The following is a 15,363-nucleotide window of genomic DNA, read 5'->3' as shown; positions in this document are numbered from 1 at the left end:
TTACCTTATTTGACGCAGATATCACAAAAAAAGCCCCAGAATTTATATCCGGAGCTTCTTTTATCTTACACTAGCAAATAGGCTATTCGCTTTAATTAATGACCTTTTGGTTCGGCATCGATACGTTTAATATCTGCTCCTAATTTACGCAAGCGTTCTTCGATATCTTGATAGCCACGTTCAATCTGTTCGATATTGTGGATCACAGATTTTCCTTTAGCAGATAGGGCTGCAATCAATAAAGAAACCCCGGCACGAATATCTGGCGAAGTCATCTCAATACCTCTCAGGTGATGTGATTTATTCAGTCCAATAACGGTTGCGCGGTGCGGATCGCACAAGATAATCTGAGCCCCCATATCGATCAATTTGTCGACGAAGAACAAACGGCTCTCGAACATTTTTTGGTGGATCAATACGTTTCCTTTTGCCTGAGTCGCCACAACAAGTACGATACTTAATAAATCGGGCGTAAAACCTGGCCAAGGTGCATCTGAAATCGTCAGGATAGATCCATCGATAAATGTATCGATTTCATACGATTCTTGCGCCGGAATAAAAATATCATCACCGCGTAATTCAAACTTGATGCCTAAGCGCGAAAATACAGATGGAATAACGCCAAGTTCTTCGAAACAGACATCTTTAATGGTGATTTCTGAACCGGTCATTGCTGCAAGGCCGATGAAAGAACCTATTTCAATCATATCAGGCAACATGCGGTGTGAAGTTCCCCCCAGACGCTCTACTCCTTCGATGGTCAACAAATTAGATCCAATACCGGATATTTTAGCCCCCATGCGATTCAACATCTTACATAGTTGTTGTAAATAAGGCTCACAAGCAGCGTTGTATATCGTTGTTGTCCCTTTTGCCAATACAGCAGCCATCACGATATTCGCCGTACCCGTTACAGAAGCTTCGTCCAAAAGGATATAACTTCCTTTTAACTCCGTCGCATCAACGTTAAAAAAATGGGTAGTCGCATCGTACACAAACTTAGCACCCAATTTTTCAAAGCCCAAAAAGTGGGTATCCAATCGTCTACGTCCGATTTTATCACCCCCCGGTTTCGGAATAGCGGCTTTTCCGAATCGAGCCAACAAAGGACCGACAATCATGATAGAGCCACGCAATCCACCACCTTTTTCTTTAAATTCAGGTGACTGGAAATAGTCTATATTTATATCTTTGGCTTCAAAAACGTATGTGTCCTTATCTATGCGATCAATTTTAACACCTAAAGCAGCCAATAGATCGATCAACTTATTGACATCCTTAATATCTGGGATATTACTGATGGTCATAGGTTCTTCTGTCAGTAAAACTGCAGAAAGGATCTGTAAGGCCTCATTTTTTGCTCCTTGAGGAATAATCTCTCCCTTTAACGGTTTTCCACCGATTATTTCAAATGCGTTCATTTATATATAAGTGATATCTTCTTAGTATCTTATCCCGGTTCTTGTATTAGCCTTGCGATATTTAGCCTTCCGCTTAACATACAGGGATCGGAGACCAAAGAACCTTGTTTTTTTATAAAACAGCGCGATTCTTAAAAAAAGAAGGCAATTGTAAAGAAATCTGTTAATCACTTCGCAATTGCCTGCTTCTTTAAACAAAATCTTTAAGAACTAGCCTCGTTTATTATTATAATTACCCTGCGGCTTTCTGTTTCTGTTATTGTTGTTATTGTTGTCCCTACCGTAGCTGTTGTTATTGTTATCCCTACTGTAGCTGTTGTTATTGCTTCCGTAGTTATTGCGCTTCGTATTATTGTTGTTGTTACTTGTCATACGAGGCTTGCCACCACCTTTCGACTGGTGACCGGAATTATTATTATTGTTATTGTTATTATTTCCGCCTGAGTTACTGTTAGCCGGACCTTTAACGCGATTTCCCGGAGGCGGAGTTTTAAAGTCAAGTTTGGTCAATACGGTACCTTCTGGTAAGGTCAATTGATAACCTGACAACTCTTTGAGATCCTGGATGATCAACTCGTCCGAAACAGAATCCTTATTCCAGGTCAGGTAGGCCATTTTCATAAAATTGGCGATACCGATAACCATCTGCTCTCTTTTAGCCTCGTCATTAGCCAATAAAGCCTTTTCAATCATTTTCTCTACGGTAAAACCATAGTGCTTGAATCTAATGGAATGCTGCGGATAGCCCAAATGCTCAACTTCGTGTTTCACACTTTTCGCTGTAGCAATTGGATAAGGAGAGTCAATATCCAATTTAAAATCAGAGATAATCTGTAGGTGATCCCACAGTTTATGTTTAAAATCAGACACGTCTCTCAAATGTGGGTTCAATACCCCCATCATATCGATTACAATCTGCGCATGTTTATTTCTTTCTTCCTTTGTGGGTAAAGTACAGATGTAATCTACCATATTTTGCACATTGCGACCATATTCTGCAAGGATCAATTTTGGTCTAGTGCTGTTGTAGTCAAAGTTCATATAGCTAATATAAGTACCTAATTAAACGATCAAGATGCCGTTTTGGTATTTTATTATTGAATTATTCTAAGTTTTGCAAATTTAAGCAACAATTGTTTCTGTCCCAACTCTTTAAAGAAAATAGTTGCTTTTATATCTCCTTTGTTTCCTTCGAGATTAACAACTTTCCCAAATCCAAAACGTTCATGTTCAACTTCCATGCCGACTTGAAGATTTGATGTATCTGAAGGAGCAAAACCCGCAGTAGGTTTGTGGGCTTTCGGTAGTATTGATGTCGTTTTAACCATCGGCTTAGGCTTAGGTTTAGAAAAAGTGTCATCACTATCCTTTTGTTGCCATGCAATTCGTTCGCCTTGAAAACTTCCGGCTGAGGCAGAAGTTTGTCGTGGTTTAAAATCCAATGCAAGACATGCCGGATTCAATTCATCCAAGAAGCGACTGGGTTCGCAGTTATTCAGCGTTCCCCAACGATATCGCGAAGTAGCATACGAAAGTAGTAATTTTTTTTCAGCTCTCGTAACAGCGACATAAAAAAGTCTTCGTTCCTCTTCCAATTCCGACCTGGAATTCAACGACAACTGGGAAGGAAATAGGTTTTCTTCTAATCCTACAATGAAAACAATCGGAAATTCCAATCCTTTGGAAGAGTGGATGGTCATCAATGATACAGTATCAGCATTTGGATCTTTATCATTATCGTCGTTTGTCAACAGGGCGATATCCTGCATATAGACATCAAGTCCACGCTCTTCGATATCTTCCCGTTCCGAAAATTCCTTGATACCATTGAGGAGTTCCTGGATATTTTCGTAACGCGCCAACCCCTCTACCGATTTGTCTTCATACAATTCTTTCAGAATACCACAGTGCTGCGCAATATGCATTGCCGTATCAAATGCGTTATTGTTTTTGGCAAGAGCCTGAAAACTCTGTATCATCTGTGCAAAACCACCGACAGAAGTTGCACTACGTCCGTCTAGAAACTGGGCTGCATTTGCAACAACATCCCATATACGGTATTGATTCTGATCTGCAGCGATCATGATCTTCTCTATCGTCGTATCCCCGATCCCTCTACGTGGATAATTGATAACACGCTTTAGTGCTTCCTCATCATTTGGGTTGAAGGTAAGTCTGAAATACGCGATCAGATCTTTAATTTCTTTCCGTTGATAGAAAGAAGTACCACCGTATATTTTATAGGGAATATTAATTTTGCGTAAGGCCTCCTCCATTGCCCTGGATTGGGCGTTGGTACGATACAAAATAGCAAAATCTTTATAATTAAGTCCTTTTAACGATTTCTCTTCAATGATCTGGTCAGCAACGATCTTACCTTCCTCATTGTCAGAGAAAGCACGTGAAACCTTGATCTTTTCGCCCTCTTCATTATCCGAGAAAACATTTTTTTCCAATTGATTCTGATTATTCGCAATCACCGAATTGGCCGCATTCACGATCATCTTAGTCGATCGATAATTCTGCTCCAGTTTAAAGATCTTCACATCTGGATAATCCTTTTGGAAATTCAGGATATTCTGAATATTTGCACCACGAAATGCATAGATCGATTGTGCATCATCCCCAACCACGCAGATATTTTCATTGACTGCTGCCAGGCGTTTGACAATAAGGTATTGGGAGAAGTTGGTATCCTGGTACTCATCGACCATCAGATAGCGAAATTGATGCTGATATTTATGCAATACCTCTGGATGCTTGTTTAACAAGACATTTGTTTTAAACAAGAGGTCATCAAAATCCATTGCTCCAGCACGGTAACAGCGCTGTGCATAGGTCATATAAATCTGCCCCAATTGACCACGACCATTGGAAATATCTTCGGCCAGTATGGCTTCATTCTTATTATATTCCTGCGGTGAGATCAAGTTGTTTTTTGCCTGTGAGATACGTCCATACACATGATTGACATTATACAGCTTATCATCGAGATTCATTTCCTTTAAAATGGCACGCAACAAACTTTTGGTATCGTCCGTATCGTAGATGGTAAAGTTTCTGGGATAACCGATCAATTCTGCTTCGACACGGAGTATCTTTGCGAATACCGAGTGGAATGTTCCCATCCAAATATTTTTCGCTTCGCTTCCAACAACAGAAACGATACGTGCGCGCATCTCTTTGGCGGCCTTGTTGGTAAATGTTAATACCAAGATATTGAATGGATCAACACCTTTTCGAATCAAGTGTGCTACACGATAGGTAATTACCCGTGTTTTTCCTGAACCAGCTCCCGCAACAATCATCACAGGACCTTCTGTTTGCTCTACGGCTCCTCGTTGTGAAGGGTTTAAACCCGCTAAATAATCCAAATTAACTCCTTAAATTTTAAAACCTGAGAATAGGGTATAAAAGTACAAATTTCCTATTGATCACTGGGGCTATCTTGCTAATATTTTTACACAAAAAAAACCGATAATCAAGATTATCGGTTTTTATATCATCCAAGCAACATCTAGCCTCTGCTGTTATAATTTGGTGCTTCCTTCGTAATGGAAATATTATGTGGATGGGACTCTCTCAACCCTGCTCCTGTAATACGGACAAATTGTGCTTCCTGTAATTTTTCAATTGTTGCAGCACCACAGTATCCCATAGAAGCGCGTAATCCGCCAATATATTGATAAACGACCTCAGCCAATGTACCTTTGTAAGGAACACGCCCAACGATACCTTCTGGAACCAATTTTTTGATATCATCTTCTACGTCTTGGAAATAACGATCTTTAGATCCTTTTTCCATGGCTTCGATTGAACCCATACCGCGGTAAGATTTAAACTTACGTCCCTCATAGATAATTGTTTCGCCTGGAGCTTCTTCCACACCAGCGAATAAAGAGCCGGCCATAATTGTGCTTGCTCCGGCTGCAATTGCTTTTGCAATATCACCGGTTTGTTTGATACCACCATCTGCAATCAATGGCACACCAGTTCCTTTAAGTGCTTTTGCAACTTCATATACAGCATAAAGCTGAGGAACACCGACACCAGCAATAATACGGGTTGTACAAATTGAGCCCGGTCCGATACCTACTTTTACGGCATCTGCACCTGCTTCAGCCAAAGCTGTTGCTGCTGCACCGGTCGCAATATTTCCAACGATTACCTGTAGCTCAGGAAACTGCGATTTCACCAATTTCAACTTATCGATTACACCTTTAGAATGCCCGTGTGCCGTATCGATTGTAACCACATCCACACCTGCTTTCACCAAAGCCTCCACGCGATCAAGGGTATCTGGTGTGACACCTACTGCCGCACCAACCAATAAACGGCCATGGCTATCTTTGGCAGCATTGGGATAATGTTTATATTTTTGGATATCTTTAAAGGTAATCAAGCCTTTCAAAATACCTTCTTCATTAACTACAGGAAGTTTTTCGATTTTTTCGTTTTGAAGAATCTCTTCCGCTTTCACCAAATCCGTTCCTTCGGGAGCAACAACAAGATTTTCCTTAGTCATCAATTCATTGATGGGACGACTCATATCTTTTTGGAAACGAAGATCACGATTCGTTACAATACCAACCAATTGGCCTTTTTCGTTCACAACAGGAATTCCTCCGATTTTGTGCTCCTTCATAATATTGAAGGCATCGCCCACAGTTGCTGTTGCCAATAACGTTACTGGATCCTGAATCATACCGCTCTCCGAACGTTTTACTTTGCGTACTTCAGCAGCTTGTTCTGCAATCGTCATGTTCTTGTGTAACATACCAATACCGCCAGCTTGTGCAATCGCAATCGCCAAATCAGCACCGGTTACCGTATCCATTGCTGCAGAAACCAATGGAATATTTAATTTGATTTTTTTTGTTAGCGAAGTGCTCGTATCAACGTCACGGGGTAAAATTTCAGAATAAGCTGGAATTAATAAGACGTCGTCGTAAGTGAGACCTTCTGCTACGAATTTTTGTGGATCTAATTGCATGGCAAATATGTATTGGGTTTTCTATTTGCCAGGCAAATTTAAGAAAAATAAGCAATAATAAAAAATAAAAGATACAAATTACAATCGGAAGACAAATTAGAAACGTTATGAATTAAGCGTCGCTTACGGTCGCCGTTTAGGCAATATCATTTTTTGGCAAGCTATTTGCTTTTGTGTAACACGAAAAGTTATTTTAATTAATGAAAATATAAAGATAAGATAATTATGAAAAAGTCACTACTCTCATTAGCTGCTGTTGCAGCATTAGCATTTGGCGGACAAGAAGCGAAAGCTCAGACACCTTATAAAACAGCTATTGGTTTAGGTATTGATCTAGGTGATGGCTCAACATTTGTAGGCCCACAAATTAAACACCATTTTAGTGGTGCAAATGTCGGTCAGGCACAAGTACTTTTTGGTGATGGCGCTACAATTATTGGTGCAGATTATCAATATACCAAACCCTTATCAGGAGCTAACGGCTTAAATTGGTATGTGGGTGTCGGTCCTCAAATCGCTTTTGGTGATGGCGACAGTGCATTCGCTATACGTCCGCAGGCGGGTTTAGAGTTCAAAATTCCTGCAGCGCCTTTGGCGGTACATTTTGATTGGAAACCGTGGTGGAACTTGAGTAATGATTCTCATTTTTCTGGAGGCCGCTTCAGCATCGGTTTTAAATTTGCTTTAAAATAGGCAAAGCTTTTGTAAAGAATTATTGATCAAAAAATATAAGCAACTAAACAGTGTAAAAAGGTCCTTCTCATCTTGAGTAGGGCCTTTTTTTATAAATAAAATCAATTAATATTTCTTTTTTTCTTCAATTCTCCTATTTTTATGCCGTTGACCTAATTGGCATAAATAAAACTTTTCATTCTACAAAAATTTTATACCTTTGCCATTCTTGGTAAAATGTGATTAAACGAGAACTAATTATCAATTACATAAACAGTATTTAACATTAAAATTAATACAATTATAACAGACGATGCAAGGTAAAGGGCTGATTAAACTTTTAGTGATAGTGGTGTCATTAGCGTGTCTATACTCCCTATCATTTACTTGGGTGACCCGCAATGTGGAGCGAGATGCTGAGAATTTTGCCAAAGGAGACTTGGCAAAAGAGAAAAGCTATCTCGACTCAATGGCAGGTGAAGTAGTGTACAATTTAGGTTTTGCAAAATACACCTATCGGGAAGCTAAAGCAAATGAACTCGCTTTGGGATTGGATTTGAAAGGCGGTATGAACGTAACCATGGAGATCTCATTGGACGAATTGATCCGCAATTTGGCGAACAATCCAAAAGATGAGAAATTCAACAAAGCGTTGGAACAGGCAGTGGCAAAAAGTAAAACGAGTGCAAAGACAGTCGTTGCTTTATTTATGGAAGAATACAAATCCATCGGTGCGACAACGCCACTTTCAACATTCTTCTCAACAAAAGACAATGCTTCTTTAATTAAACCGGGTGATTCAGACTCAAAAGTTGAATCATTCCTTCAAAAAGAAGCAGACAATGCCATCCAAAATTCCTACAAAGTACTGCGTACGCGTATCGACAAATTTGGCGTTGCATCTCCAAACATTCAAATTCAACAAGGTACAAACCGTATTTTGATCGAATTACCGGGTGTGAAAGACGAAAGCCGTGTTCGTAACCTATTACAAGGCTCAGCTAAATTGGAGTTCTATGAGACCTATACGAATCAGGAAGTTTATCCAATATTAGAAAATATCGACAAAACTTTAGCTTCAACGTTAAAAGCTGCTCCAGCCGCTACGACAAATGCTGCTGCAGATACAAGCAAAAAATCAGATGATTTATTGTCTAATCTAACCGGTGGTAAGAAAGATGCTAAGAAAGACAGTGCTGCTGTAAATCTAGGTCAGAAAAATCCATTATTTGAAGTATTACGTCCAGCAGTTTATATGGGCGAAAATCAACAAATGGCGCTTATGCCAGGTTCAATGGTTGGTATTGCTTCATTAAAAGATACAGCAAAAGTAAATGCTTATTTACAACGTCCAGAGGTAAAATCAATCCTACCTGGAAACTTAAAGCTTTTATGGGCTGTTAAACCAGAGCAAAAGACACCTGAGCAACTATCATTATATGCAATTAAAGGGTCTGGACAAGACAACGGTGCTGTATTGACAGGAGATGTCATTACGGATGCAACAGCAAACTTTGATGAGAAAAATCAACCTGTGGTTGGTATGCAAATGAACAGCGAAGGTGCACGTGAATGGAAGAAAATTACTGCAAAAGCGGCTCAAAACAGAGATGCAATTGCGATCGTTCTTGATAATGTGGTTTATTCTGCTCCTTCTGTAAACGGTGAAATCCCAAATGGTAGTTCATCAATCTCTGGATCCTTTACGGTAGAAGACACCAAAGATTTAGCAAACGTATTGAAGGCAGGTCGTCTTCCAACGACTGCTAAAATTGTTGAAGAAGCTATTGTGGGACCTACTTTGGGTCAGGCTGCCATTGATGCGGGTGTTAATTCTGCTGTTATCGGTATTATCGTAGTAATGATCTTTATGATCGCTTACTACAATACTGCAGGTATCGTGGCAAACATTGCGGTATTGTTAAACGTATTTATCATTATGGGGGTATTGGCATCCTTAAATGCTGTACTCACCTTACCGGGTATCGCGGGTATCGTATTAACAATGGGTACTGCGGTCGATGCGAACGTCTTGATTTATGAACGTATCCGTGAAGAACTGGGCTTAGGAAAATCGATCCGTCAGGCTGTTGCAGATGGTTACAAACACGCTTTACCTTCCATCCTGGATTCGCAGATCACAACGTTTTTGATCGGTATTATCTTATTCTTATTTGGTAGTGGCCCAATCTTAGGTTTCGCGACAACATTAATGGTGGGTATCATTACTTCATTGTTTACTGCGATCCTTGTTACTCGTGTTATTTTCGAATGGATGTTGGCGAAAGATTTCAAAATCAAAGTCTCTTTCCCTTGGTCTGCAAATACCTTGCATAATGCAAACTTTAAATTCGTTCAGAAACGTAAAATCTTTTATGCGATTTCAATCGTTGCCGTGTTAATTTCTGCGGCATCAATTTTCACAAAAGGATTCAGTTTAGGTGTAGACTTCCAAGGTGGCCGTACGTATACTGTCCGTTATGATAAACCTGTGGACTTGGAAGCTGTACGTACAAACTTGGATGATATCTTCCAGAAAACAACAGAAGTAAAAGTCTTCGGTGCATCCAACCAACTGCGTATAACAACAACTTACCATATCGAAGAAACTTCGGACACTGCTGATAAAGAGGTATTGGACAAATTAAATCAAGGTTTATCAAAAGTAGATGCTTCCAATAAACATGAGATCCTTTCGTCTCAAAAAGTTGGACCAAGTATCGCTACCGACATCAAATCTAGAGCAACAAGTTCCGCAATTTTCTCTATCATCATTGTTGCAGCTTACATCTTGATCCGTTTCCACAAATGGGAATATTCGGTTGGAGCAGCTATTGCAACAATTCACGATGCGATTATTTTATTGGGATTATTCTCTATCTTGGATGGTATCGTACCATTCTCATTGGATATTGACCAACACTTTGTGGCGGCGATATTAACTGTAATTGCCTACTCGGTGAATGATACAGTGGTTGTATTTGACCGTTTACGTGAATTCGTATCGAAACCAAATGCACATAATGAAGATCTTGGCGATGTCGTAAACCATGCGATCAACTCTACTTTAAGTAGAACAATCATCACATCATTGACAATCGTGTTTGTTCTTGCTGTATTGTTTATCTTTGGTGGTGAAGTTATCCGTGGATTCTCATTCGCAATCTTAATCGGTGTTATCGTAGGTACATATTCATCGATTATCTTAGCGGCACCTTCGGTATATGACTTACGTAAAGGAAAGCACTTAGCAGAAGGTAATACAGCTAAAAAAGCTGAAGTCGTAAGACCATAATAGCTAATATTAATAAAATAAAAAAAGGGCGTTCGAATGAACGCCCTTTTTTTATTGCATTCAAATTACTTGTCACACTAAATATTTTAAATATATTTGTTGCACTAAATATTTGTATGCTAAACGAAAAATTTGACCGCTACTCTTTCATCTTGGACCAAACAGCCAAGAAAGTAAAACAGTTCGCCCAATCTTCTTTTGCGGAGAAAGGATTTGATATTACTGTAGACCAATGGACCATCTTAAAGGCTTTATACGAAACAGATCAACTTTCACAAAAAGAACTGGCAAAGCGCTGCGGAAAAGACCAGCCCACACTGACACGTATCGTAGATATCCTCCTTAAAAAAAATTTGGCCGAGCGGATCACCGATGAAACGGATCGTCGAAGTCTCTACCTTCATTTGACAGAAGAAGGAAAATTAAAAGTAGCATCGCTTACGCCGCTTGTTACGGAGATTCGCATGAAGGCCTGGGAAAATCTAGCAGACGAAGATTTCGAAGCTTTTACAAGAATTTTGAATACAATATATAACAACTTAAATATAGAATAGCTATGATAAATACGGATATCTGTATCATCGGAGCAGGACCTGTTGGCCTATTCGCAGTCTTTGAAGCTGGACTTTTAAAAATGCGCTGCCATTTGATCGATGTACTACCTCAAGTGGGCGGTCAGCTTTCGGAGATCTACCCCCATAAACCTATCTACGACATTCCCGGTTATCCAAGTATCACTGCGCAGGAATTGATCGATAAACAGCTCGAACAGATTAAACCCTTTGACCCCACATTCACCTTAGGCGAGCGAGTGGAACATATCACAAAACAGGACGATGGTTCCTTTATCGTAGAAACCAATGATCATACGATGGTTCATACACAGGTCATTGTCATCGCTGGGGGCTTAGGTTGCTTTGAACCACGCAAGCCCGAAATCCCAAACCTTCATCTCTTTGAAGGAAAAGGCGTCGATTATATGGTAAAAGATCCCGCCAAATACCGGGATAAAAAAATCGTCATTGCCGGTGGCGGTGACTCCGCGCTCGACTGGACTTTCCATCTTGCAGATATTGCGCAACAGGTCACTTTAATCCACCGAAGTGACTCCTTCAGGGGTGCCCCAGACTCGGCTGAGAAAGTGTTCAAATTGGCCCAGCAGGGTAAGATCAACCTATTATTGTCTCACAATCTGACCAATATTCATGGCAATGACTACTTGTCTCATGTTGAAACAACAAATAAAGAAAAAGAAGTCACAGCAACAGATGCAGACTATTTTATTCCTTTATACGGTCTTACGCCGAAGCTTGGTCCAATCGCAGATTGGGGATTAAATATCGATAAAAATGCGATAGAGGTCAATACGCTTGATTACTCAACCAATATCGAACGGATCTATGCTATAGGAGACATCAACACCTATCCAGGCAAACTGAAACTCATTCTCTGTGGATACCATGAGGCTGCCCTGATGTGTCAAAGTGCCTTTAAATTTGTCTATCCCGATCAAAAATTGACATTCAAATACACCACTGTAAACGGTATAAATACTTTCTAGCCATGGACGATAATTTAATTAAAGTCACTGTTATCGATCGGGACGGGACCGAAAATATCCTGGAAGTTCCGACCGATATCAATCTTTCACTCATGGAGATTTTAAAGGCATCCGACTACGAGATATTGGCCACTTGCGGAGGTATGGCGCTGTGCGCTACCTGCCATGTCGAAGTTGTCGAAGGACTGCATACACTTCCCCAAGCGAGTGATCAAGAACTCGACATGCTGGACACGCTTCCAGATGCCGATGATCAAAGTCGACTTGCCTGTCAGCTGTATCTACAGAATAACAACAACGGCATGAAAATCAAGATCAAAGGTGCGCTACAATAGTATCATCATTGTGTATTTTATACACAATGATGACACTATACATCTTTTTTTTTCAAAGGGTACAATGTACACTATAAAGAGCTAAAAATCAAACAACTACAAAACATATTATTGAAAGAATTAGCCTCTTTACAATAAAATTCACAACATATCAGCATAATAAATAAATATTTTTTAGCTTTTTGAGCCAAAATTTAAGATATTTGCAGCTTAATTCGATTGTACCGAATTTTTACAACAAACTATTAAAAATATGCCAAGCAATAGTTCAAATAGAAAATTCCCAAGAGTAATCATTATTGGTGCTGGATTTGGAGGAATTGAAGTTGCTAAAAAGCTTAAAAATAAGGAAGTTGAAGTTCTGTTGCTGGACAGAAATAACTTTCATACTTTTCAACCATTGATGTACCAAGTTGCCACGGGTACTCTTTCAGCGGACTCCATCTCCTTCCCTGTTCGCAAAATGTTCAAAGGCCAAGACAACTTTCATTTTAGACTTGCTGACGTAAAAAGTGTAGACAATGAGGCTAAGATTGTAAGAACAGATGTTGGTGATTTTGACTACGATTATTTAATTGTTGCGACAGGTGCTACCACGAACTTCTTCGGAAATCAGCAAATCACGAAATATGCTTTGCCGATGAAAAATATACAAGAAGCATTAAATATTCGAAGCTATGTTTTACAGAACCTCGAAGAAGCAGTACGAATAGAAAACCCTGCTGATCGTAAAGCTAATTTGAACTTTGTTATTGTTGGGGGTGGTCCAACAGGTGTAGAACTTTCGGGAGCAATCGCAGAAATTAAAAACAATGTTCTTGAGAAAGATTATCCAGAATTGAAAAAATCTGAGATGTCGGTTTACCTGGTTGAAGGACTTCCAAAAGTATTGGCCAACTTATCTGAAAAATCTTCTAAAGATTCAGAAAAGTACCTCAAAGATTTGGGAGTAGAAGTATTATTGAATGTTCAGGTAACTGGATATGATGGCAATTCAATTACTTTCGCCGATGGCAGAAGCATTGAAACAAAAACTGTTATCTGGGGAGCAGGTGTAGCTGGGCAGTATCCGAATGGTTTCAAAAAGGAGATTATCCAACGTGGTAACCGTATACAGACAGATGATCAATGCCGTGTTATTGATATGCCAGGGGTCTATGCTATTGGTGATGTTTCGGCATTTATCACAGATGATCTTCCTCGTGGCTTACCTGGTGTTGCACCGGTAGCGCAACAGCAGGGAGCATATGTTGCAAAACACATTCTCCAAACCATGTCCAATCAACCAACAGAGAAATTCAACTATTTTGATAAAGGATCCATGGCTACGGTAGGTCGTAACAAAGCTGTCGTCGACATGGGAAAAATCCATTTCAATGGATTCTTTGGCTGGATGACATGGATGTTTGTCCACTTGATGTCCATCTATGGATTCAGAAATAAATTGATCACATTCGTCAACTGGTCGATCAAATTTTTCACCAAAGACAGTGGTGTGCGTTTGATCTTCCACAAATATGATGAGCCAACTCCAGAGGAAAAACAAGCAGAAACTGCCCACTAACTTCCTATTGGAGTCTAAATAAACATATTTCAGTAGCCCGACAGCGGCATTATCCCAAACGATAATGCCGCTGTTTCTTTTATCTTTATTAACCTTCTGAAGCTGTTCTCTTCGCCATATTAACCTACTGAATAGGCTTCTAAAACGTTGTGACGGCTTCGCTTATCAGCTCTTCATAGCATTTGAGTCTTTAGCTAGTTTTCAAAACCACCTTTTCACTTTTGGATTCTTGCTCCTTGTGCTCCATGATTTAAAAAACACCCACTTATTTCTTAATTTAACACGGCGTCTGATTAAAAATAACTTCAGCCGGGACGTAAGAATTACAGATTATATTCGTTAAATTTAAAGACAGTTTTTTCCAGATAGAATTTACTTTCAGAATATAGTTTTTTTTGATGTATAACCTCAAAAAGATTAATTTTTTTTGTGTAGGTTTGCATATTATTTTAAAATAGCTTAAGGATTAGCAGATGGGCTTATTTAATTGGTTTACGCAAGAAGTTGCGATTGACTTGGGTACTGCAAATACCCTAATAATTCATAATGACAAAGTAGTAGTGGATGAACCTTCTATTGTTGCATTTGACCGCACCACAAACAAAGTGATCGCCATTGGTCGCCAGGCCATGCAAATGGAGGGTAAAACACACGATAATATAAAGACAGTACGTCCTTTACGTGATGGAGTAATCGCTGATTTTACGGCAGCTGAACACCTGATCAGAGGTATGGTCAAATTGGTAAACAATGGTAAGAGCTGGTTTTTTCCTTCCCTACGTATGGTTGTTTGTATTCCTTCCGGTATTACGGAAGTAGAGAAAAGAGCTGTACGCGATTCAGCGGAAATTGCTGGTGCGAAAGAAGTCTATTTAATTCACGAACCCATGGCTGCTGCTGTAGGAATCGGAATTGATGTGGAAGAACCAATGGGTAATATGATTATAGATATCGGTGGTGGTACCACTGAAATTGCTGTCATCGCTTTATCGGGTATTGTGTGTGACCAATCTATTCGTGTTGCAGGTGATAACTTCGACTCAGACATCGTTCAATACATCAGAAGACAACATAATATCATGATCGGTGAACGTACGGCTGAAAAAATAAAAATTGAAGTTGGTGCGGCTCTTCCTGAGTTACAGGAACCACCAGCAGATTTCGCCGTTCAAGGTCGTGATTTGATGACGGGTGTTCCTAAGCAAATTACTGTTTCTTATACCGAAATAGCGCATTGTCTGGATAAGTCCATATCAAAAATTGAGGAAGCGATCTTAAAAGCACTTGAAATCACTCCACCAGAATTATCAGCGGATATTTATCAAACAGGTATTTATCTTACCGGTGGTGGTGCATTGTTGCGTGGTTTGGACCGTCGTATACAAGCGAAAACTAAACTTCCAGTGCATATTGCTGAAGATCCATTACGTGCTGTTGTAAGAGGAACTGGTATTGCACTTAAAAATATTGGACGATTTAAATTCTTGATGCAATCATAACGTTCGATAATTAATAACAATAT

General features: G+C 39.6%; 11 protein-coding genes. 7 read left to right on the top strand and 4 right to left on the bottom strand.

Going from position 1 to position 15,363, the window contains the following annotated elements; all coding sequences use genetic code 11:
• Positions 1-95: 95 nt before the first annotated feature.
• From murA to guaB, 4 genes are all read right to left on the bottom strand, one after another.
• Positions 96-1,421: a UDP-N-acetylglucosamine 1-carboxyvinyltransferase gene (gene murA, locus AACH28_RS21300; protein ID WP_070565984.1), complete on the bottom strand. Its 1,326-nt coding sequence runs from the start codon at positions 1,419-1,421 to the stop codon at positions 96-98.
• A gap of 210 nt (positions 1,422-1,631) precedes the next feature.
• Complete coding sequence (locus AACH28_RS21295) at positions 1,632-2,462, bottom strand: DUF4290 domain-containing protein (protein ID WP_070565986.1); 831 nt, start codon at positions 2,460-2,462, stop codon at positions 1,632-1,634.
• A gap of 53 nt (positions 2,463-2,515) precedes the next feature.
• Entirely contained in the window at positions 2,516-4,795 is a 2,280-nt protein-coding gene (locus AACH28_RS21290) for an ATP-dependent helicase (RefSeq protein WP_070565989.1), read from the bottom strand.
• Between the two features lie 143 nt (positions 4,796-4,938).
• Positions 4,939-6,414, bottom strand: coding sequence for an IMP dehydrogenase (gene guaB / locus AACH28_RS21285; protein WP_075993975.1), 1,476 nt, complete (start codon positions 6,412-6,414; stop codon positions 4,939-4,941).
• A 225-nt stretch (positions 6,415-6,639) separates the two neighbouring features.
• Here guaB and AACH28_RS21280 point away from each other — a divergent pair, with 225 nt between their 5' ends.
• The 7 genes from AACH28_RS21280 (at position 6,640) to AACH28_RS21250 (ending at position 15,340) form a co-directional block, all read left to right on the top strand.
• Entirely contained in the window at positions 6,640-7,107 is a 468-nt protein-coding gene (locus AACH28_RS21280) for a hypothetical protein (protein WP_341831436.1), read from the top strand.
• 292 nt (positions 7,108-7,399) lie between these two features.
• Positions 7,400-10,381, top strand: a complete 2,982-nt coding sequence (gene secDF, locus AACH28_RS21275) for a protein translocase subunit SecDF (protein WP_341831435.1) — start codon at positions 7,400-7,402, stop codon at positions 10,379-10,381.
• Between the two features lie 116 nt (positions 10,382-10,497).
• Positions 10,498-10,935: a MarR family winged helix-turn-helix transcriptional regulator gene (locus AACH28_RS21270; RefSeq protein ID WP_046671811.1), complete on the top strand. Its 438-nt coding sequence runs from the start codon at positions 10,498-10,500 to the stop codon at positions 10,933-10,935.
• 2 nt (positions 10,936-10,937) lie between these two features.
• Positions 10,938-11,942, top strand: coding sequence for an NAD(P)/FAD-dependent oxidoreductase (locus tag AACH28_RS21265; RefSeq protein WP_075993978.1), 1,005 nt, complete (start codon positions 10,938-10,940; stop codon positions 11,940-11,942).
• Between the two features lie 2 nt (positions 11,943-11,944).
• Positions 11,945-12,277, top strand: a complete 333-nt coding sequence (locus AACH28_RS21260) for a 2Fe-2S iron-sulfur cluster-binding protein (RefSeq protein ID WP_341831434.1) — start codon at positions 11,945-11,947, stop codon at positions 12,275-12,277.
• Positions 12,278-12,530: 253 nt separating this feature from the next.
• Positions 12,531-13,841 carry an NAD(P)/FAD-dependent oxidoreductase gene (locus tag AACH28_RS21255; protein ID WP_341831433.1) on the top strand — a complete coding sequence of 437 codons (1,311 nt, stop codon included), beginning with the start codon at positions 12,531-12,533 and terminating at the stop codon, positions 13,839-13,841.
• Between the two features lie 473 nt (positions 13,842-14,314).
• On the top strand, positions 14,315-15,340 hold the full coding sequence (locus tag AACH28_RS21250) for a rod shape-determining protein (protein WP_046671815.1): 1,026 nt from the start codon (positions 14,315-14,317) through the stop codon (positions 15,338-15,340).
• The last annotated feature ends 23 nt before the right edge of the window (positions 15,341-15,363 follow it).

The organism is Sphingobacterium thalpophilum (assembly GCF_038396785.1).
In the GTDB taxonomy this organism is placed as follows: Bacteria; Bacteroidota; Bacteroidia; order Sphingobacteriales; family Sphingobacteriaceae; genus Sphingobacterium; species Sphingobacterium thalpophilum_A.
The sequence above is the reverse complement of the archived record's forward strand: the minus strand, read 5'-3'. Positions and strand labels throughout refer to the sequence as shown.

Coding starts and splice junctions, on each gene's coding strand:
- secDF (WP_341831435.1), top strand. CDS start 7,400: ATGCAAGGTAAAGGGCTGATTAAACTTTTAGTGATAGTGGTGTCATTA.
- guaB (WP_075993975.1), bottom strand. CDS start 6,414: ATGCAATTAGATCCACAAAAATTCGTAGCAGAAGGTCTCACTTACGAC.
- AACH28_RS21260 (WP_341831434.1), top strand. CDS start 11,945: ATGGACGATAATTTAATTAAAGTCACTGTTATCGATCGGGACGGGACC.
- AACH28_RS21265 (WP_075993978.1), top strand. CDS start 10,938: ATGATAAATACGGATATCTGTATCATCGGAGCAGGACCTGTTGGCCTA.
- AACH28_RS21250 (WP_046671815.1), top strand. CDS start 14,315: ATGGGCTTATTTAATTGGTTTACGCAAGAAGTTGCGATTGACTTGGGT.
- AACH28_RS21280 (WP_341831436.1), top strand. CDS start 6,640: ATGAAAAAGTCACTACTCTCATTAGCTGCTGTTGCAGCATTAGCATTT.
- AACH28_RS21295 (WP_070565986.1), bottom strand. CDS start 2,462: ATGAACTTTGACTACAACAGCACTAGACCAAAATTGATCCTTGCAGAA.
- AACH28_RS21255 (WP_341831433.1), top strand. CDS start 12,531: ATGCCAAGCAATAGTTCAAATAGAAAATTCCCAAGAGTAATCATTATT.
- AACH28_RS21270 (WP_046671811.1), top strand. CDS start 10,498: ATGCTAAACGAAAAATTTGACCGCTACTCTTTCATCTTGGACCAAACA.
- murA (WP_070565984.1), bottom strand. CDS start 1,421: ATGAACGCATTTGAAATAATCGGTGGAAAACCGTTAAAGGGAGAGATT.